The following is an 18,820-nucleotide window of genomic DNA, read 5'->3' on the forward strand; positions in this document are numbered from 1 at the left end:
GGGGCGCCGGCTCAGACCGCCATGGCGAGCATCAGCGGCGCGGCCCGGGCGGCCAGCAGCTCGGCGGCGGCCTTCAGCCGGTGGGCGTTCTCCACCGGCATCGAGGTGGCCAGGCAGCCGACGGTGTTCCCGGCCGTCACCGGCACCGCCGCGCAGACCGTGCCGAGCGCGTACTCCTGGATGTCCAGCACCGGCACGGTGGCGGGCTGGCGCTCCAGGCGGTGCATCAGCTGGTCGGTGTCGGTGACCGTGCGGGAGGTGAGCCGGGCCACCGGGTGGCGGGAGAGGTGGTCGCGGCGGGCGTCGTGGTCGAGCTGGCCGAGCAGGCACTTGCCGATCGCACTGGCGTGCGCGGTGGCCCGGAAGTCCACCCACTCCTGGACGGCGGGTGCGTGGTCGGCGGCGGAGACGGCCTCCACCGACAGTTCGCCGTCGTGGTAGCGGCTGAAGTACACCGCGGCGCCCAGTTCGTCGCGCAGTTCGGTGAGCTTCTGGTTGAGCCGGACCCGGACCAGCTGCTCGCGGTTGTACTGGCCGAGCAGCGCGAAGGTGCCGCCGAGCACCCAGGCGCCGTCCTGGCACTGCAGGTACCCCTCGATCTCCAGCAGTTCGGCGAGCCGGCGGACGGTCGGCAGGCCGAGCGAGGTCTCCCGGGCGAGGGAGACCAGGGTCGCGCCGTTGGGGTGCCGGTCGACGGCCTCCAGGAGTCTGAGGGCGTGCTGCAGGGAGGTGAGCGGACCGGGCTGGCCCTGGTCCAGCGTGGCGTGGCGACCCGAGGCCGGTGTCGACATGTCCTCCCCTTCCGTCCCCCGCACGCGGAACCGGTGCGGTCCCCTCCAGCCTAGCCACCGGGGGCCCGGCGGGTTGCCGCTCGGCGGATATTCGTGCAGGTACCGTGCGGGCGGGCGGAGGCCGGGCGCCGCGGGCGCCCCACCGGCCCCGGGAGGCGACAGCACGCGGCCGGGCCGCTCCCCCACTGCCCAGGGGGGAACGGCCCGGCCGGGGTCACCGGGGTGCGGGCCCCGGTGACCTGAGGGTGGGTCGGTCGGCTGTCGTCGCTCAGCCCTCGTCGCCCGAGCGGAGCTTGGTGACGGCCGCCTCCAGGCGGGCGCCGTACTCCTCGTCGGCGGCGTGGAAGTGGGCGAGGTTCCGCTCCACGACGTCGTCGCGGGACACCTGGGCCAGGAAGCCCGCGATGTTGTCGATCAGGCGGGTCTTCTCGCCGGCCGACATCAGCCGGTACAGCTCGCCGGCCTGGAAGAAGTCGTCGTCCTTGGTGTGGGCGGGCGTGGTGTAGGTGCCGGTGTGGCCGTTGACCGCGGAGGCCGCGGCGAGCGGGCTGTCGGTCTGCGCCGGGCCGTCGTACGAGTTGGGCTCGTAGTTCCTGCCGCGGCCGGACTTGTTGGCGGCGTGGAAGCCGTCGCGGCCGTAGTTGTTGGCCTCGGTGGCGCGCGGGGCGTTCACCGGCAGCTGCGTGTGGTTGACGCCGAGGCGGTAGCGCTGGGCGTCGGCGTAGGCGAACAGGCGGCCCTGGAGCATCTTGTCGGGCGACGGGCCGATGCCGGGCACGAAGTTGTTCGGCGAGAACGCGGACTGCTCGACGTCGGCGAAGACGTTCTCGGGGTTGCGGTTCAGCACCAGGCGGCCGACCTTGACCAGCGGGTAGTCGGCGTGCGGCCACACCTTGGTGAGGTCGAAGGGGTTGAAGCGGTAGTCCGCGGCCTCGGCGACCGGCATCAGCTGGACGTAGAGGGTCCAGGACGGGAACACCCCGCGGTCGATGGCCTGGTGCAGGTCGCGCTGGTGCGAGTCGGCGTCGGCGCCCAGCAGTTCGGCGGACTGCCCGCCGTCCAGGCTGCGGATGCCCTGGTTGGTCTTGAAGTGGTACTTCACCCAGTACGCGTCGCCCTGCTCGTTGACCCACTGGTAGGTGTGCGAGCCGTAGCCGTTCATGTGGCGGTACGAGGCCGGGATGCCGCGGTCGCCGAACAGCCAGGTGATCTGGTGGGTGGAGGCCGGCGAGTGGGCCCAGAAGTCCCACACGTTGTCGGCTTCCTGGATGCCGGTGTAGGGGTCGCGCTTCTGCGAGTGGATGAAGTCGGGGAACTTGATCGGGTCCTTGATGAAGAACACCGGGGTGTTGTTGCCGACGAGGTCGTAGTTGCCCTCCTCGGTGTAGAACTTCACCGCGAAGCCGCGCGGGTCGCGGACGGCGTCGCTGGAGCCGAGGGCGCCGGCCACGGTCGAGAAGCGCAGGAACAGCTCGGTGCGCTTGCCGACCTCGGAGAGGAAGGCGGCCTTGGTGTACTGCGAGACCTCGTCGGTGACCTCGAAGTAGCCGTAGGCGCCGGAGCCGCGGGCGTGCACGACGCGCTCCGGGATGCGCTCGCGGTTGAAGCGGGCGAGCTTCTCCAGCAGCTGCTGGTCCTGGATGAGCAGCGGGCCGTACTCGCCGGCCGAGGCCGAGTTCTGGTTGTCGGCGATCGGGGCGCCGGACTCCGTGGTCAGGATCTTGGGCATGGAGGGTCCTTCAGGGATGGGAAAGGCGGTGCGTGGAGGGGGTCCGGCGGCGCGTCAGATGCCGAGCAGGCGCCAGATCGCCGAGCGGCGGCGGGAGGAGTGCTCGCCGTCGGGGCCGTCGGCGGGCTGCAGGGCGGCGACCGCGGCGGTGGTCGCGGCGGTGTCCGCGAGCGGGCGGGCGGCGGCCAGGGCCGCGGCCTCGTCGGTGGTGAGTCCGGCCTCGGCGAGCGCGGCGGCGGCCTGCGCGGCGGGTACCGCGTTGAACCAGCGCAGGGCGAGGGCGGCGCGGCCGGCCTCGGTCAGGCGGCCGGTGAGCCGCAGCCGGGCGAGGCCGCCGTCCGGGTAGACGTCGATCCGCACGTGGGTGACCGGGCGGCCCACGTCGAGGCGGAAGCGGTGGCGGGTGTCGGGCTGGAGGCGGGTGCGGGGCAGGATCTCGAACCAGCCGTCGGCGTCCTGGGCCGGGTCGCCCCCGCCGGACGCGTCGTAGCCGACCAGAGCGGCCCAGCCGGGGGCGTTGGCGACGAAGTGGGTGGTGTCCACCTCGGCGGCCAGGACCTCGCCGCCCCCGGCCAGGGCTATCTGCACCCAGTCGTTGGCCTTGTCGCGCCGACGCCGGGTCTCCCAGCCCTCGCCCATGACGGAGGCGCGACCGGGAGCGTTCAGGTTGTGCGGGGAGGAGAAGTAGCGGTCCGAGGCGGCCTCGGCGACCCCGCCGTACTCCTGCGCGGCCAGGTCGAAGGTGAGGCCGTCCAGCTCGCGCGGGTCGGGCAGCACCTCGCCGTGCACCCGCAGCCGCGCCACGCCGCCGTCCGGGAAGATGTTCAGCCGGACGTGGGTGTAGCGGGTGTCGTCGTCGATCGCGAACTCGTGGGCGGTGTCGCCGCGGAGCGGGGTGCGCGGGAGGATCTCGACCCACGCGGCGGCCTGCAGCTCCTCCGGAGAGGGGTGGCCGGCCACGGCGGCGGCCTCGACCGAGGCGCTCTCCGGGTAGTTGCCGGTGAAGTGCGCGGTGTCGATGATCAGGCCCCGGACGGCCCCCGCCACGCCGAGCCGGACGATCGTCCAGTCGTGGTCGTCGTCGGTGGGGTGCGGCTGCTCGGCGCTGACGCCCCGGCGGCGCTTGGACTCCCAGCCGTCCATGATCTGGCCCTTGTGCCCGAAGGTGTGCGGGCGGAACTCGGCCGGCTTGGCGACGAGCAGGTTCTCGGCGTCGGCGAAGGTGTCCTCGTTGGTCGCGACGACACCGGCGCCGAGCAGCCGGGAGGCCAGGTTGACCAGCTCGGTGAAGGGAGCGCTGGGGCTGTTGACGGTACTCACTGCGACTCCTGGGGGCGGGTGATCTGACGGCCGAACGGCTCGGCGGCGGTGTCGACGACCCGGCCGCGGAGCCAGGTGGTGCGCACGGCGCCGGTCAGCGTGCGTCCGGCGTACGGGGTGACGGGGTTGCGGTGGTGCAGCTCGGCCGGGCGGACCGCGAACGCGCCGTCGGGGTCGAAGGCGACCAGGTCGGCGTCGTGGCCGACGGCGATGGCGCCCTTGGTGCCGTCCAGGCCGACCAGCGAGGCCGGGCCGCTCGACATCCAGCGGACCACGTCGGACAGCGTGTGGCCGCGGCGGCGGGCCTCGGTCCAGACGGCCGGCAGGCCCAGCTGGAGGGAGGCGATGCCGCCCCAGGCCGCGGCGAAGTCCCCGCTGCCGCCGAACTCGGGCAGCAGCTTGAGGTCCGGCGTGGACGGCGAGTGGTCGGACACCACGGCGACGAACTCGCCGTCCGCCAGCGCCTGCCAGAGCGCGTCGCGGTTGGACTCGTCGCGGATCGGCGGACAGCACTTGAAGGCGGTGTCGCCGTCCGGCACCTGCTCGGCGGCCAGGGTCAGGTAGTGCGGGCAGGTCTCGGCGGTGACCCGGACGCCGTCGGCGCGGGCCTGGCGCAGCAGCGGCAGCACCGCGGCCGAGGAGACGTGCAGGATGTGCACCCGGGCGCCGGTGCGCCGGGCGGTGTCCAGCAGCCGGGCGACCGCCGCGGTCTCCGCGTCGGCGGGCCGGGAGGCCAGGAAGTCGCGGTAGTGCACGCCGGGCTGCTGGGGCGCGGCGTCGAGCACCGCCGGGTCCTCGGCGTGGATGATGGCCAGCGCGCCGATCCGGGCCTGCTCGGCGAGCGCGGCCTCCAGGTCCGCCTGCTCGACGTGCGGGAACTCGTCGACGCCGGACGGCGCGAGGAACGACTTGAAGCCGAACACGCCCTGGCGGTGCAGGGGTTCGAGGTCGCCGGTGTTGCCGGGGATGGCGCCGCCCCAGAAGCCGAGGTCGACCCAGGCCTGGCCCTCGGCGGTCTTCCGCTTGGCCGCCAGGCCGTCCACCGTGGTGGTGGGCGGGACGGAGTTGAGCGGCATGTCGATGATCGTGGTGACGCCGCCGGCCGCGGCGGCCCGGGTGGCGGTGGCGAAGCCCTCCCACTCGGTGCGGCCGGGCTCGTTGACGTGCACGTGGGTGTCGACCAGACCGGGCAGCAGGGCGGTGTCGCCGAGGTCGGTCAGACCGCCCACGTTGTTGCGGCGGTCGCCGACGAGCAGCGAGCCGTGCTCGGCGATCTGCTCGATCCTCCCGTCCCGGATCAGGACGTCGGCCGGGCGCTCGCCGTCCGGAAGGACGACCCGACGGGAGCGGATGACCGCCGTCTCGCCGATGGGCATGGGAGACCTCCGAAAACCTTGGTACGAGTGGGGTGTGCCGAAGGAATGCCCGGAGCCTAGGACTGCCTTCAACAAAACGTCAATGTAGGAAAGTACGAGGGGTCGCCCGGAGCCGGGCGCTCAGCGGCCCAGCAGGTCGCGGGCCAGCCGCTCCCCCGCGACCTCGGCGAGCTCACCCGCCCTGGTCAGGCTGTCGCCGGGCTTCTCCGCGAGGTCGGTGAGCGCGTACGCGGCCGCGAAGCCTGCCTCCCGCCACTCCCGCTCCGAGAGCTCCAGCCGTCCTGCCACAGCGGCCACCCGAACCCCCGCCCGGGTGGCCGCCGCGGCAACGCCGGCGGGGGCCTTGCCGTGGAGCGTCTGCGCGTCCAGGCAGCCCTCGCCGGTCACGACGAGGCGTGCCCCACGCACGGCCTCGTCGAAACCCAGCAGTTCGAGCATCAACTCGATGCCGGGTCGCATGGTGGCGCCCAGCAGCGCGAGGGCGGCGAAGCCGACCCCGCCTGCGGCCCCGGCGCCGGGGGCGTTGCGCAGGTCCCGTCCGATCACCGCGCCGACGGTGTCGGCGAAGCGGGTCAGGCCCTCCTCCAGGATCACCAGGTCGTCGCCGTCGGCGCCCTTCTGCGGGCCGTAGACGGCGGTCGCGCCGCGCGGGCCGAGCAGCGGGTTGTCGACGTCGCAGGCGACCACGATCTCCACGCCGGTCAGGCCGTCGGCCAGGGCGCCGAGGTCCAGCCGCTCCAGCCTGCGCAGCGCGGCACCGCCGGGGGCGAGCTCGTTGCCCTCCCCGTCGAGCAGGCCCACGCCGAGCGCCTGGACCATGCCCGCGCCGCCGTCGGTGCAGGCGCTGCCGCCGAGGCCGAGCACGATCCGCTTGGCGCCGAGCGCCACGGCCCGCCCGATCAGCTGGCCGACCCCGTACGAGCCGGCCGCCAGCGGCGCGGTGCGCCCGCCGGGGAGCCGGGCCAGGCCGGAGGACTGCGCCAGTTCGACCACGGCGGTGTCGCCCCGTACGGCGAGCGCCGCGTCCACCGGCAGGCCGGTCGGACCGGCCACCTTCGCCGGGACCCGGGTGAAGCCGGCCGCCAGCGCGGCGGCCAGGGTGCCCTCGCCGCCGTCGGCGACGGGCAGTTCGCGCACCTCGGCGCCGGGCGCGGCGCGGCGGATGCCGGCCGCGATCCGCGCGGCGACCTCGGCGCCCTCCAGGGTGCCCTTGAACTTGTCGGGAGCTACGACCACATGGCCCTGTCGGGGGGTGGCGGGCATGGCGTGGGCCTCACTTCCGGGCGTCTGGCGATGGTACTGACTAGCTTGCGCGCCCAGCGGGCGTCCGATCGGGCGGACGCGGCGCGGGGTGCGCCCCCTCCCCGCCGTTCCCCTCGTCCCGCTTCCGACGTACGAGGGGCTCCCCTCGGCGGGGAGGGGGCCTGGCGACACGCAGCTGGCACGACCGAAGTGCCCCCGTCAGGGGTGCGCGTCACCGGTCTGGATCGGCCGGCAGTGGGCGGATGAGCCCCAGCCCGCCTGCCGGCCGGGCCTGGCCTCCTGGTGGCGCGGGCACGACCGGATAGGTACACGCCACCAGGAGGAGTCTGTCGACCGCGGGGTTACTTGACCTCGCGGCCCGAGAGGCGCTCGACGCCGCGCAGCAGCGCCGAGTGGTCGAGGGAGCCGTCGCCGTTGGCGCGGGCGGAGGCCACCAGCTGGGCCACCACGGCGCCGACCGGGAGGGCCGCGCCCACGGCGCGGGCGGCGTCGGTGACGATGCCCATGTCCTTGTGGTGCAGGTCGATCCGGAAGCCGGGGGCGAACTCGCGGTTGAGCATGTTCGCCTTCTTGCGGTTGAGGACCGTCGAGCCGGCCAGGCCGCCGCCGAGGACGTCCAGCGCGGCGGCGAGGTCGACGCCGGCGTTCTCCAGGAAGACCACGGCCTCGGCCAGGACCTGGATGTTCACCGCGACGATCAGCTGGTTGGCGGCCTTGACGGTCTGGCCGGCGCCGGCCGGGCCGACGTGGACGACCGTGGTGCCGAGCGCGTCGAACAGCGGCTTCGCGTCGGCGAAGTCCTCGGCCGCACCGCCGACCATGATCGACAGCACCGCCTCGACGGCGCCCGCCTCGCCGCCGGAGACCGGGGCGTCCAGGGTGCGGACGCCCTTCTCCTTGGCCGCGGCCTCGACCTTGATCGAGGTCTGCGGGGTGATGCTGGACATGTCGATCACGAGCGTGCCGGCCTTGACGTTCTCCAGCACACCGCCCTCGCCGAGGATGACCTGCTCGACGTGCGGGTCGGCCGGGACCATCGTGATGACGACCTCGGCGTCCTTCACCGCGTCCGCGATGCTGGCGGCACCGTGGCCGCCGGCGGCGACCAGTGCGTCGATCTGCGGCTGGGTGAGGTTGAAGCCGGTGACGTGGTGGCCGGCCTTGACCAGGTTGGCGGCCATCGGGCTGCCCATGATGCCGAGGCCGATGAAGGCGATCTTGCGGCTCATCGCGTCGTTCCTTTGTTACGTGTGGGTGGGGAGGTGGCGTGCTCGGCGGCCGGGCCGCCGGCCGGTGCGGCGGGGATCCCGCCGCGGCTCACTTCGCGGCGCGCAGCTCGCGCGGCAGCCAGTCGAAGCTGTCGGCGCTCACGCCGTTCGCCGGGCGGTACTCCAGGCCGATGCGGCCCGTGTAGCCGGCCGCGGTGAGCCGGGCGAAGAGGTCCTCGAAGTCGAGGTCGCCGGTGCCGGGCTCGTTGCGGCCCGGGTTGTCGGCGATCTGGACGTGGCCGATGCGGTCGGCGTGGCGCTCGATGACGCCCGCCAGGTCCTCGCCGTTCTTCGCCAGGTGGTAGAGGTCGCAGAGGAACTTGGCGTTGCCCAGGCCGGTGGCGGCGTTGACCTTGTCCACGACCTCGATCGCGGCCTCGGCGGTCACCAGCGCATAGTCCGGGGACTCCGCCTTGTTGAGGGTCTCGATCAGCAGGACCGCGCCGATGCCGTGGGCGGCCCGGGCGGCGAGCACGAGGTGCTCCAGCGCGAGCGCGTCCTGCTCGGCCGGGTCCACGCCCTCGATCCGGTTGCCGTAGAGCGCGTTGAGCGCCTTGGTGCCGAGCGAGCCGGCGAGTGCGGCGGTGACCGGGACGTTGGCCCGGAACCGCTCCCGCTCGGCGGGGACGGAGACGGTGCCGCGGGCGCCCTTGGTCAGGTCGTCGAGGAAGTTGAGGCCGGTGAGCTGCACGCCCGCGTCGGTGAAGGCCTTGCGGAGCGCGTCCAGCTCGGCCTCGGACGGGTCGTGCTCCTCGCCGAAGGGCCACCACAGCTCGGCGGCGGTGAAGCCGGCGGCGGCCGCGGCGGCGGGGCGCTCCAGGAGCGGGAGCTCGCCGAACAGGATCGACAGGTTGACCGTGTAGCTGTGCCCGGAAGCGGCAGTCACGTTCCTCACCTCTCACTCTCTTCCTACATCCTCAACTTCCACGATCCGGAAGAGGGATTCTGCTTGGTGGAAGCATGTCCGCCCGGCTGAGCGGGTGTCAAGGCCGCCGCAACAATTTGTTGAAGCTGCCCGGAGACGCCCCCGGACGGGGCTCCGCGCTGTTCGATCGACCAGCTCCCGACCGCCCGGGCGCCCCCGCCACCCCCGCTCGCTACAGTGAGCGGGTGCGATTGATGGTGGAGTTCACGACAGAACCGTTCGAACTGGACACGTTCCCGGAGCACGCGGTCGCGGCCCGCAAGGTGGTCGACGAGGCCGGCCTGGAGGTCGCCGTCGGCCCGTTCGGCACGGGCGCCGAGGGCGAGGCCGAGCAGGTGCTCGCCGCCGTGTCCAAGCTGCTGCGCGAGACCCTGGGGGCCGGCGCGACCCGGATCTCCGTCCAGGTCAGCGTGCTGGACGAGGAGGGCGGTGCACCGTGACCGAGCACGAGCACCCGCAGATCGAGCACCCGCTCGCGGCCGCGATAAAGCCGCTGCTGGACGCGGTCGGCGCGACACCCGTCCCGCCGGGCGAGGCCCGCACCGAGGACGTCGTCCTGGAGTGGGAGGGCGCACCGGCACTGGCCGTCCGCCTGCCCCACCTCTCCAGCGCCCTGGACCGCCTACTGGCGGAGATGACCCGCCAGTTCGACGGCCGCCCGCTGGCCGAGCTGGACCGCTGGGAGAAGCAGCGCGTGGTCGCCCTGCTGGAGGAGCGCGGCGCCTTCACCGTCCGCCACGGGGTGGAGACGGTCGCGTCGGCGCTCGGCGTGAGCCGCTTCACCGTGTACAACTACCTCAACCGCCAGGACGGGACGAAGAAGGACTGAGCCCCGCAAAGGGGAGCAATCCCCTCCGGTTCGCCAAGTCTGTCGCAGCGGCCGCCTCCGGCACACTTGGCGGATCGCACACGACATGCGGCCCCTGCGGGGTGCGGCGCAAAACGTAACCACCAACCGTTCAACAAAGTGTTGACGGCCAGTGGTGGCCGATCTAGCTTGTGCGGGTGGCACCACTCTTCAGGAGGTCCACCCGTGGCCAACCACCCCCACGCCCTTGACGCTCTGGCGACGGCCGACGCCGCCGAGCTGGAGGCGATCCTGCTGGACGTCTGCTCCAGCCCCCGCTGGGCCGCCGCCGTCGCGGCGTCCCGCCCCTGGTCCGACCCCGGGTCCCTGCACGCCGCCAACGCGGCGGCCATGGACTCGCTGACGGCCTCCGACCTGCACGACGCGATGGCCGGCCACGCCCGGATCGGCAAGCCCAAGGCGGGCGACGCCACCTCCGAGCGCGAGCAGGCCGGCATCCGGGGGGTCGACACCGCCCTCCTCGACGAGCTCTACGAGGCCAACAGCGCCTACGAGGCCAAGTTCGGCCACGTGTTCCTGATCTGCGCCACCGGGCGCACCGCGGACACCATGCTCGCCGCGCTCCGGGAGCGCTACCCGAACGACGCCGCCACCGAGGCGGAGATCGTCCGGGGCGAGCTGCGCAAGATCAACGACATCCGGCTCGGCCGCCTGCTCGACGACCAGTCGTGACGTCCGCGGCGCCCCGGGCGCCGCAACGCACCACCGGATCTTTCTGACACACCCTCACATCTGCCATCAGTAAGGTCACTTCACCCATGACTGGCATCTCCACCCACGTGCTCGACACCAGCCTCGGCCGCCCGGCCGAGGGTGTCCCGGTCGAGCTCGCGCTGCACACCGAGGGTGGCTGGAAGGTGCTCGGCACCTCCGCCACGGACTCCGACGGCCGGGCCAAGGACCTGCCGGCCGTGGAGGCGGGCTCGGTCGTCCGGCTGCTCTTCGACACCGCCGCGTACTACGCGCAGACGTCGGACGAGGCGCCGTTCTTCCCCGAGGTCTCGATCGTCTTCACGGTCGCGCCCGCGCAGCACCACTACCACGTGCCGCTGCTGCTCAACCCGTTCGGATACTCGGTCTACCGCGGAAGCTAGACCGCTCGATTGATTTGGGAGCCATGTCATGGCCCACGTGCTCGGTCAGAACCAGTACGGCAAGGCGGAGAACCGCATCGTCCGGATCTACCGTGACTCGACCCGTCACGAGATCAAGGACCTGAACGTCTCGGTCGCCCTCTCCGGCGAGTTCGACGACGTCCACCTCACCGGGTCGAACGCCAACTGCCTCCCCACCGACACCACCAAGAACACGGTCTACGCCTTCGCCAAGGAGTACGGGATCGAGTCGGCCGAGGCGTTCGGCATCACTCTGGCGCGGCACTTCGTCGACGACACCGAGCGCGGCGTCGTGCGCCGCGCCCGGATCCGGATCGAGGAGTACGCCTGGGACCGGATCAAGACCCCGGACAGCTCGGCCCGCTTCATCGGCTCCGAGGAGGTCGGCCACTCCTTCGTCCGCAACGGCCAGGAGACCCGCACCACCGAGATCGTCTACGACGGCGAGACCGTCCAGGTCATCTCCGGCCTCAAGGACCTCATCGTGATGAACTCCACCAACTCGGAGTTCTGGGGCTACATCAAGGACAAGTACACCACCCTGCAGGAGGCGTACGACCGGATCCTCGCCACCCAGGTGACGGCCCGGTGGAAGTACGGCTTCAGCGGGCGCGACGGCGAGGCCCAGCCGAACTGGAACCGCTCCTACACGCACGTGCGCCGCCACCTGCTGGAGGCGTTCGCCGAGACCTACTCCTACTCGCTGCAGCAGACCCTGCACGCGATGGGCACCCGGGTCCTCAACAACCGGGCCGAGGTCGACGAGGTCCGCCTGGAGCTCCCCAACAAGCACCACTTCCTGGTCGACCTGGAGCCGTTCGGCCTCAAGAACGACAACGAGGTCTACTACGCCGCCGACCGGATGTACGGCCTGATCGAGGGCACCGTGCACCGCGAGGGCGTCGTACCGGTCATCCCGGTCGCCTGACCCACCGGCCGCCGGGCACCCCCCGGCCGGCCCGCACCACCCGCACCACCGCTTTCTCCATCCCCCACCCACCGGAGACCGTGCCCGCTCGACAGCGGCCGGCCCGGGGTGTTGGAGAGGCCGGCCGAGGGACCCTTGCACCGCCGTCCCGCCCTCGGCCACCCGTGCACCAGGCCACACTCCAGCGCCGCGGGCGCGCCGAGAGCTCACAGGGCACAAGAGGGGCTCGACATGGCACTCCGCAACACCCGCAAAGACGGCGGTTCCACCCCGGAAAGACCTCCAGGTCCGGACGGCGTGTCAACCAACCTCCCCGACACCCCGTCCGGGCCGGGAGTCCACCCCGTGGACGAGATGCTGCCCCCGGCGAAACTCATCACCACCGGACTGCAGCACGTCGCCGCGATGTACGCGGGAGTCGTCGCTCCCCCGCTCATCGTCGGCGCCGGCGTGGGCCTCACCCCCGCCGAACTCGCCCTGCTCATCTCGGCCAGCCTGTTCACCGCCGGACTGGCCACCCTCCTGCAGACCCTCGGCATCTGGAGGATCGGCGCCCGACTGCCGTTCGTGAACGGCGTCTCGTTCGCGGGCGTGGCGCCGATGATCGCGATAGCCAAGGAGCACGGACCCGAGGACGCCCTCCCGGTGATCTTCGGAGCGGTGATCGTCGCGGGGCTCCTGTGCTTCCTCGCGGCACCGTACTTCTGCAAGCTCATCCGGTTCTTCCCACCGGTCGTCCAGGGCACCGTGATCACCCTCATCGGGGTGTCCCTGCTGCCGGTGGCCGTCAACTGGGCGCGCGGCGGCTCGCCGTCCGCACCCGGCTTCGGCTCCGTACGGGCCATCGGCCTCGCCGCGCTCACCCTCGCCGCGGTGGTGCTCTGCAACCGTCTGCTGCGCGGCTTCTGGCAGCAGCTCTCCCTGCTCGTCGGCCTGGCGATCGGCACCCTGCTCGCCTTCCCGCTGGGCCTGGCCGACTTCGGGGCGGTACAGGACGCGAGTATCTTCGCGCTCCCCTCCCCGTTCCACTTCGGCGCCCCGATCTTCGACCTCGCGGCGATCACCTCGCTCTGCATCGTCATGGTGGTCTCGATGACCGAGTCCACCGCCGACATGCTGGCGCTCGGGAAGATCGTCGACCGGGAGGCCGACGAACCGGTGCTCGCCGCCGGCCTGCGGGCCGACGGCCTGGCCACCGCGCTCAGCCCGGTCTTCAACGGGTTCGCGGCCAGCGCATTCGCCCAGAACATCGGGCTGGTGGCGCTGACCCGGATCCGCAGCCGGTTCGTGGTCGCGGCCGGCGGAGGCATCCTGATCCTGCTCGGGCTCTTCCCGGTCCTCGGATCGCTGGTCTCCCTCGTCCCGCAGCCCGTGCTCGGCGGCGCCGGGATCGTGCTCTTCGGCACGGTCGCCGCCAGCGGCATCCGCACCCTCGCGGAGGCCGGCATGGAGTCCGCCTCCAACACCGTCCTGGTGTCGGTCTCGCTCGGAGTCGGCATCGTCCCCATCGCGGTACCGACCTTCTACGACGCCTTCCCGGAGGCCGTCCGCACCCTGATGCACTCCGGGATCTCGGCCGGCACCGTGATGGCCGTCCTGCTCAACCTGCTCTTCCACCACGTCGGCACCGCCCGTTCCGGGCCCGCCGGCGAAGCGCCCGGCGCGACGGTGCCGACGGCGACACCGTCCTGACCCACCGGGCGGGCATGCACACCGTGCCCGCCCGGCCCTCCCCCATAGGAGCTCCCCATGGCAGTCCAGCCCCCGCCCGCCGACCAGCGGATCGTGATCGAGAACGTCGCCATCGCGACGGTCGACGCCAACGACACCGAGTACGCCCGCGGCCACGTCGTGATCCTCGGCAACACGATCGAATCCGTCGGCGACGGCCCCGCTCCGGCCTGGCTGGACAACGTGGTGCGCCGCATCAACGGCGAGGGGCACCTCGTCACCCCGGGCCTGGTCAACACCCACCACCACTTCTACCAGTGGATCACCCGCGGCCTCGCCCAGGACAACATCCTCTTCGACTGGCTGGTCGCCCTCTACCCGACCTGGGCCCGCATCGACGAGAGGCTCGTCCACGCCGCCTCCCAGGGCTCCGCCGCCGCCCTGCTCAAGTCAGGCTGCACCACCGCCTCCGATCACCACTACGTCTTCCCCAAGGACGGCGGCGACGTCCTCGGCGCCTCCATCGAGGCCGTCCAGGAGCTCGGCCTGCGCTTCACCGCGCTGCGCGGCTCCATGGACCGCAGCAAGAAGGACGGCGGCCTGCCGCCGGACCACGCCGTGGAGAAGACCGAGGACATCCTGATCGCCTCCGAGGCGGCCGTCGACAAGTGGCACGACTCGTCCTTCGGCTCGATGCTGCACGTCGCCATCGCCCCCTGCTCGCCGTTCTCGGTCTCCACCGAGCTGCTCAAGCAGTCCGCCGAGCTGGCCCGCCGCAAGGGCGTACGGCTGCACACCCACGGCTCGGAGACCGCCGAGGAGGAGGAGTTCTGCAAGCAGCTCTTCGGCATGGGCCCGACCGACTACTTCGAGTCCACCGGCTGGCTCGGCGAGGACGTGTGGATGGCGCACTGCGTCCACATGAACGACTCCGACATCGCCAAGTTCGCCGAGACCGGCACCGGCGTCGCCCACTGCCCGTCCTCCAACGCCCGCCTCGCGGCCGGCATCGCCCGCGTCCCGGACATGATCAAGGCCGGCGTCCCGGTCGGCCTCGGCGTCGACGGCACCGCCTCCAACGAGTCCGGCGAGCTCGGCACCGAGCTGCGCAACGCCCTCCTCATCAACCGCCTGCACGGCTACCCGACCGCCCTCACCGGCCGCCAGGCACTGCGCCTGGGCACCATGGGCGGCGCCCGGGTGCTGGGCCGGCAGAACGAGATCGGCTCCGTCGAGGTGGGCAAGCTCGCCGACCTCGCGCTGTGGAAGATCGACGGGATCATGCACTCCTCGATCGCCGACCCGATCGCCGCGCTCACCCTGGGCGCGCTGCCGCCGCTGGCCACCCTGTTCGTCAACGGCAACGCCGTCGTCGAGAAGGGCCAGCTGACCACGGTCAACGAGGACCGCATCGCGCAGGCATGCGCCCGCGCCGCCAAGGACCTGGCGGCCCGCCCCGTCTGATCCCCCCTGAAACTCCGGGCCGCCCAGGGACGGTGCGTCACCCGGACTCCGCCGGCCCCCTCCGGGCAGCCGGCGGAACACAGCCCCGGACCCACGGCGAGGGTCCGGGGCTGTGGCGTGCCCGGGGGCGGGTCGCGGACGTCACGCAGAAGGGCCCCCGCCGGGTTGGCGGGGGCCCTTCTGCGGTGCGTGCGGGGTCAGGCGGTGCGGCCGAGGGTGGCGAGGTAGGGGCGCCAGCCGCCGTACTCGGTGATCTCGCGGTGGACGCCGCGTTCGAGCTGGCCGCGGGCGAGCAGCATGGAGAGGCAGGGGCTGCCGTCCTCCAGGGTGATGACGCCGAGTTCGAGCTCGACGGGCTCGCCGGGGAGGATGACGTCGCGCAGGTGCTCCAGGGTGATGTCGTACAGCTCGCCCTCGATCGCGGTGCCGACGGACGGGTCGGGCAGCAGGCCGGGGCAGACGTCGCCGATCGAGAAGAAGCGGTAGCCGGGGGCGGTGCGGACCGGCCCGACGAGCGCGTCGGCCACCGAGGGGTGGAACGGACCGCCGACCATGGCCTGGCCGTTGAAGAAGATGCGTGCCACGGGGGACTCCGGGAGGGAAGAGCCGTTCCGCACGGCGACGAGAGGACAGGTGGGAGATCGTCGCCGTACGGAACGGAGCAATGGGGCGCGCCGACTGCTACAGGTCGGCAGGCGGCGCCGGGGCGGTGCGCCGATAGATTGGGATCAGCCCAGCAGGGGCAGCGCGGGGAGGGTCAGGAAGTCCGCGAAGTCCTCGGCCAGGGCGACCTGTTCGAAGAGCTTGGCGGCCTCGCGCCAGCGCCCGCCGGCGTAGGCCTCGTCGCCGAGTTCGGCCCGGAGCTCGGCCAGTTCCTCGGCCACCAGGCGGCGCACGAGATCGGCGGTGGCCTTCTCGCCGGTATCGGCGAGCACCACGCCGTTGTTGATCCACTGCCAGATCTGCGAGCGGGAGATCTCGGCGGTGGCGGCGTCCTCCATCATGTTGAAGATGCCGACCGCGCCGTGGCCGCGCAGCCAGGCCTCGATGTAGCGGACGCCGACCTGGACGGCGTTGTGCAGGCCGGCCCGGGTGCAACTGCCGCCGGCGCCGGCGATGTCGAGCAGCTGCTCGGCGGTGACCGGCTCGGCCGGGCCGGGGTTGTCCTTCTGGTCGGTGCGCTCGCCGAGCACGGCGTCGAAGGAGGCCCGGGCGACCGGGACGAGGTCGGGGTGGGCGACCCAGGAGCCGTCGAAGCCGTTGCCGGCCTCGCGGTCCTTGTCGGCCTTGACCTTCTCCAGGGCGGCGGCGTTGACCTCGGGGTCGCGCCGGCTGGGGATGAAGGCGGCCATGCCGCCGATGGCGTGGGCGCCGCGCCGGTGGCAGGTCTGCACCAGCAGGCGGGTGTAGGCGGCCATGAACGGCGAGGCCATGGTGACGCTGTTGCGGTCGGGCAGGATGTAGTGCTCGCCGGCGTCGCGGAAGTTCTTGACGATCGAGAACAGGTAGTCCCAGCGGCCGGCGTTGAGGCCGGCGGCGTGGTCGCGCAGTTCGAAGAGGATCTCCTCCATCTCGAACGCGGCGGTGATGGTCTCGATCAGCACGGTCGCCCGGATCGTGCCGTGCGGGATGCCGAGGGCGGCCTGGGCGTGCGTGAAGACGTCGTTCCAGAGCCGGGCTTCCAGGTGGCTCTCGGTCTTCGGCAGGTAGAAGTACGGCCCGGAGTTGGGGTCCTCGGCGCCGCGGGCGAGCAGCCGGGCGGCGTTGTGGAAGAAGTAGAGCCCGAAGTCGAGGAAGGCGCCGGCGACCGGGACGCCGTCGACCAGCAGGTGGGTCTCGTCGAGGTGCCAGCCGCGGGGGCGGACGACGACGGTGGCGAGTTCGGCGGCGGGCCTGAGGGTGTACGCCTTGCCCTGCGCGCTGGTGAAGTCGATCCGGCCCTCGAAGGCGTCGATCAGGTTGACCTGGCCGCTGACGACGTTCTCCCAGGTCGGGGAGGTGGCGTCCTCGAAGTCGGCGAGCCAGACCCTGGCGCCGGAGTTGAGGGCGTTGACGACCATCTTGCGGTCGGTGGGGCCGGTGATCTCGACGCGGCGGTCCCGGAGGGCGCGCGGGGCCTCGGCGACCTTCCAGTCGCCGGCGCGGACGTCTGCGGTGCCGGGGAGGAAGTCGAGGGTGCCGGTCTCGGCGATCTCGGCGCGGCGGGTCTTCCTGCGGGTGAGCAGCTCCTGCCGGCGGCCCTCGAACGCGCGGTGGAGGCCGACCACGAACGCGACCGCCTCCGGGGTGAGCACCTCCTCCGAACGCTGGACGCGCGGACCGGCGACAGTGACGACCGGAGCGGCGGGGGAGGCGCCGGGTCCCTGATCTGCAGCCATGGGCAGGACACTCCTAAGACGGTTGAGCCAGGCGAAGGGGGTTCCGGTGGGAGCCTCCCTGATCGGAAACCTCTCCAATCGGAGGGTTCGATTCTGTAAGGTGGAGACTAGTTTCCGCGATACAGAATTTCAACGGTTTGTTGAGGCGATCGCAGGGACTCTACTCCTCCCCCGACAGCGAAGGGAACGCCGGTGGTCCCGAGCCCCGACCCAGCACCGACGACAGGCAGCGACCGCGCGAGCGGCGGCGTGCAGTCCGTCGAACGCGCCTTCCTGCTGCTGGAGGCCCTCGCCGACTCGGGCGGGGTGGCGACGCTGAGCGAGCTGTCCACCTCCTCGGGGCTGCCCATGCCGACCATCCACCGACTGGTTCGTACCCTCGTGCAGCAGGGCTATGTGCGGCAGGACACCGCCCGCCGGTACACCCTGGGCCCGCGGCTGATCCGGCTGGGCGAGACGGCCGGCCGGCTGCTCGGCAGCTGGGCCCGCCCGTACCTGGCCGAACTGATGGAGGCCACCGGCGAGACCGCGAACCTGGCCGTGCTGGAGGGCGGCGAGGTGGTGTACGTCGGGCAGGTGCAGTCACGGCGCTCGATGCGGATGTTCACCGAGGTCGGCCGGCGGGTGCAGCCGCACTGCACCGGGGTCGGCAAGGCCCTGCTGGCGCAGCTGCCGGAGGTGGAGGCCAGGGCCGTGCTCGGACCCGACCCGCTGCCCGCGCACACCGCGTACACCGTCACCGACCCGGAGGACCTGCTGCGCCAGCTGGCGGAGGCGCGCGAGCGCGGCTACGTGGTGGACGACCAGGAGCAGGAGATCGGGGTGCGCTGCATCGCCCTCGCCGTCCCGGGGGCGCCGACGCCGACCGCGCTCTCGGTGTCCGGCCCCGAGGCCCGGATCCGGGCCCTGGAGGAGCAGGCCGGCAGTTCCTCACTGGTGGCGGTGATGCACCGGATCGCCGGCCGCCTGGGGCAGGTCCTGGCGCCCTGAGGACGGCCCGCCGGCCCGGCCCCAGGCACGGCCGGCGGCGCCGCGCATCCGCTGTTGGGCCGGTGGCGGGCGGACTTCCCCCCTTCGAGCGGCCCCGGGGCCGGGTTGCGGCGGCGCGCCGGGAGGGCTCGGTCACCCTGATCCGGACGCGTCCCGCGACGGCGCGGGGCGGCTGAGCACAGGGCAGGTGAGCGGTGATGTCCCGAAGATTTCCGGGCAGGGTCCGGGTTGGTTCGGTCCGCAGGGCACGGTCGGCCGGAGTGGTGGTGGCGGCGCTGGCCGCCGGACTGCTGCCGGCCGCCCCTGCGGTGGCGGCAGGGCAGGTGAGGGCGCCGGCCGGGTCTGACCCGAGGGTGCTCCGGGTGGACCCCCTCACCACCCCCGACGGACGCACCCTGGTGCACGTCGTCCTCACCAACGGGGGCCCGCGACGCACCGCCTCGGCGGTCACCCTGGTGGTCACCCTGCCGGAGGGGATGACCGCGGAGGGGCCGTTCGCCCCGAAGAACTGCTACCCCTTCCAGAACGGCCACCGGGTGCGCTGCACCTTCGACGCGGGCCTGTTCCCCGGAGGACTGGCGAGGGCGCTGGTCCCGGCCCGCCCGACGGACGGCGCCGGCGCCCGCGTCGCGCCGGCCGAGGGCTGGGCCGCGATCCGCAGCGCGGACGACCGCAACGAGGCGAACAACAAGGTGCCGTTCTACGTCGGCGGCGGCCGCCACGGCCTGCCGGGT

Annotated in this window: 18 protein-coding genes; 9 read left to right on the forward strand and 9 right to left on the reverse strand. The window is 72.7% G+C overall.

All coding sequences use genetic code 11. From position 1 onward, the window contains the following. Nucleotides 1-11: 11 nt before the first annotated feature. The 7 genes from ACWGB8_RS19945 to ACWGB8_RS19975 form a co-directional block, all read right to left on the reverse strand. Nucleotides 12-791 (reverse strand): IclR family transcriptional regulator, encoded by a 780-nt coding sequence (locus tag ACWGB8_RS19945; RefSeq protein ID WP_452214840.1) that lies wholly within the window; start codon nucleotides 789-791, stop codon nucleotides 12-14. Between the two features lie 268 nt (nucleotides 792-1,059). Next, a complete protein-coding gene (locus ACWGB8_RS19950) occupies nucleotides 1,060-2,520 on the reverse strand; it encodes a catalase (RefSeq protein WP_452214841.1) in 1,461 nt (486 codons plus the stop codon). A gap of 54 nt (nucleotides 2,521-2,574) precedes the next feature. Next, a complete protein-coding gene (alc, locus tag ACWGB8_RS19955; protein WP_452214842.1) occupies nucleotides 2,575-3,840 on the reverse strand; it encodes an allantoicase in 1,266 nt (421 codons plus the stop codon). Next, nucleotides 3,837-5,216, reverse strand: coding sequence for an allantoinase AllB (allB, locus tag ACWGB8_RS19960; RefSeq protein ID WP_452214843.1), 1,380 nt, complete (start codon nucleotides 5,214-5,216; stop codon nucleotides 3,837-3,839). The genes alc and allB overlap by 4 nt, the downstream gene beginning before the upstream one ends. Before the next feature lie 120 nt (nucleotides 5,217-5,336). Beyond that, nucleotides 5,337-6,479: a glycerate kinase gene (locus ACWGB8_RS19965; protein ID WP_452214844.1), complete on the reverse strand. Its 1,143-nt coding sequence runs from the start codon at nucleotides 6,477-6,479 to the stop codon at nucleotides 5,337-5,339. Between the two features lie 341 nt (nucleotides 6,480-6,820). Continuing rightward, entirely contained in the window at nucleotides 6,821-7,708 is an 888-nt protein-coding gene (locus tag ACWGB8_RS19970) for a 2-hydroxy-3-oxopropionate reductase (RefSeq protein ID WP_452214845.1), read from the reverse strand. A gap of 88 nt (nucleotides 7,709-7,796) precedes the next feature. Beyond that, nucleotides 7,797-8,642, reverse strand: a complete 846-nt coding sequence (locus tag ACWGB8_RS19975; RefSeq protein WP_452214846.1) for a TIM barrel protein — start codon at nucleotides 8,640-8,642, stop codon at nucleotides 7,797-7,799. A 224-nt stretch (nucleotides 8,643-8,866) separates the two neighbouring features. Here ACWGB8_RS19975 and ACWGB8_RS19980 point away from each other — a divergent pair, with 224 nt between their 5' ends. The 7 genes from ACWGB8_RS19980 (at nucleotide 8,867) to ACWGB8_RS20010 (ending at nucleotide 14,718) form a co-directional block, all read left to right on the forward strand. Further along, nucleotides 8,867-9,112: a thiamine-binding protein gene (locus ACWGB8_RS19980; RefSeq protein ID WP_452214857.1), complete on the forward strand. Its 246-nt coding sequence runs from the start codon at nucleotides 8,867-8,869 to the stop codon at nucleotides 9,110-9,112. Further along, the gene (locus ACWGB8_RS19985; protein ID WP_452214847.1) at nucleotides 9,109-9,501 is read left to right on the forward strand and encodes a helix-turn-helix domain-containing protein; all 393 of its coding nucleotides are present in this window, start codon (nucleotides 9,109-9,111) and stop codon (nucleotides 9,499-9,501) included. Before ACWGB8_RS19980 ends, ACWGB8_RS19985 begins: the two co-directional genes overlap by 4 nt. A 204-nt stretch (nucleotides 9,502-9,705) precedes the next feature. After that, nucleotides 9,706-10,212: a 2-oxo-4-hydroxy-4-carboxy-5-ureidoimidazoline decarboxylase gene (gene uraD, locus ACWGB8_RS19990; RefSeq protein WP_452214848.1), complete on the forward strand. Its 507-nt coding sequence runs from the start codon at nucleotides 9,706-9,708 to the stop codon at nucleotides 10,210-10,212. Nucleotides 10,213-10,298: 86 nt separating this feature from the next. Next, nucleotides 10,299-10,634, forward strand: coding sequence for a hydroxyisourate hydrolase (gene uraH, locus ACWGB8_RS19995; protein ID WP_452214849.1), 336 nt, complete (start codon nucleotides 10,299-10,301; stop codon nucleotides 10,632-10,634). Between the two features lie 28 nt (nucleotides 10,635-10,662). Further along, on the forward strand, nucleotides 10,663-11,583 hold the full coding sequence (gene pucL / locus ACWGB8_RS20000) for a factor-independent urate hydroxylase (RefSeq protein WP_452214850.1): 921 nt from the start codon (nucleotides 10,663-10,665) through the stop codon (nucleotides 11,581-11,583). A gap of 231 nt (nucleotides 11,584-11,814) precedes the next feature. Then, nucleotides 11,815-13,275, forward strand: coding sequence for a nucleobase:cation symporter-2 family protein (locus ACWGB8_RS20005; protein WP_452214851.1), 1,461 nt, complete (start codon nucleotides 11,815-11,817; stop codon nucleotides 13,273-13,275). 57 nt (nucleotides 13,276-13,332) lie between these two features. Further along, on the forward strand, nucleotides 13,333-14,718 hold the full coding sequence (locus ACWGB8_RS20010; protein WP_452214852.1) for an 8-oxoguanine deaminase: 1,386 nt from the start codon (nucleotides 13,333-13,335) through the stop codon (nucleotides 14,716-14,718). A 197-nt stretch (nucleotides 14,719-14,915) separates the two neighbouring features. Here ACWGB8_RS20010 and ACWGB8_RS20015 read toward each other — a convergent pair whose 3' ends face one another. After that, the gene (locus tag ACWGB8_RS20015; protein ID WP_452214853.1) at nucleotides 14,916-15,302 is read right to left on the reverse strand and encodes an allophanate hydrolase-related protein; all 387 of its coding nucleotides are present in this window, start codon (nucleotides 15,300-15,302) and stop codon (nucleotides 14,916-14,918) included. A gap of 144 nt (nucleotides 15,303-15,446) precedes the next feature. Next, the gene (aceB, locus tag ACWGB8_RS20020) at nucleotides 15,447-17,096 is read right to left on the reverse strand and encodes a malate synthase A (RefSeq protein ID WP_452214854.1); all 1,650 of its coding nucleotides are present in this window, start codon (nucleotides 17,094-17,096) and stop codon (nucleotides 15,447-15,449) included. 192 nt (nucleotides 17,097-17,288) lie between these two features. Between aceB and ACWGB8_RS20025 the strand changes: the two genes are divergently transcribed. Together ACWGB8_RS20025 and ACWGB8_RS20030 are read left to right on the forward strand one after the other, a co-directional pair. Further along, nucleotides 17,289-18,086 (forward strand): IclR family transcriptional regulator, encoded by a 798-nt coding sequence (locus ACWGB8_RS20025; RefSeq protein ID WP_452214855.1) that lies wholly within the window; start codon nucleotides 17,289-17,291, stop codon nucleotides 18,084-18,086. A 362-nt stretch (nucleotides 18,087-18,448) separates the two neighbouring features. After that, nucleotides 18,449-18,820 (forward strand): hypothetical protein (locus ACWGB8_RS20030; protein WP_452214856.1); only part of this gene is annotated, 372 nt, incomplete at its 3' end.

This window comes from Kitasatospora sp. NPDC054939 (genome assembly GCF_053610105.1).

What these genes read in the sequence shown, in the direction of transcription:
- ACWGB8_RS19945 (WP_452214840.1), bottom strand. Translation starts at nt 791, where the DNA reads ATGTCGACACCGGCCTCGGGTCGCCACGCCACGCTGGACCAGGGCCAG.
- ACWGB8_RS19950 (WP_452214841.1), bottom strand. Translation starts at nt 2,520, where the DNA reads ATGCCCAAGATCCTGACCACGGAGTCCGGCGCCCCGATCGCCGACAAC.
- allB (WP_452214843.1), bottom strand. Translation starts at nt 5,216, where the DNA reads ATGCCCATCGGCGAGACGGCGGTCATCCGCTCCCGTCGGGTCGTCCTT.
- ACWGB8_RS19965 (WP_452214844.1), bottom strand. Translation starts at nt 6,479, where the DNA reads ATGCCCGCCACCCCCCGACAGGGCCATGTGGTCGTAGCTCCCGACAAG.
- ACWGB8_RS19970 (WP_452214845.1), bottom strand. Translation starts at nt 7,708, where the DNA reads ATGAGCCGCAAGATCGCCTTCATCGGCCTCGGCATCATGGGCAGCCCG.
- ACWGB8_RS19980 (WP_452214857.1), top strand. Translation starts at nt 8,867, where the DNA reads ATGGTGGAGTTCACGACAGAACCGTTCGAACTGGACACGTTCCCGGAG.
- uraH (WP_452214849.1), top strand. Translation starts at nt 10,299, where the DNA reads ATGACTGGCATCTCCACCCACGTGCTCGACACCAGCCTCGGCCGCCCG.
- pucL (WP_452214850.1), top strand. Translation starts at nt 10,663, where the DNA reads ATGGCCCACGTGCTCGGTCAGAACCAGTACGGCAAGGCGGAGAACCGC.
- ACWGB8_RS20005 (WP_452214851.1), top strand. Translation starts at nt 11,815, where the DNA reads ATGGCACTCCGCAACACCCGCAAAGACGGCGGTTCCACCCCGGAAAGA.
- ACWGB8_RS20010 (WP_452214852.1), top strand. Translation starts at nt 13,333, where the DNA reads ATGGCAGTCCAGCCCCCGCCCGCCGACCAGCGGATCGTGATCGAGAAC.
- aceB (WP_452214854.1), bottom strand. Translation starts at nt 17,096, where the DNA reads ATGGCTGCAGATCAGGGACCCGGCGCCTCCCCCGCCGCTCCGGTCGTC.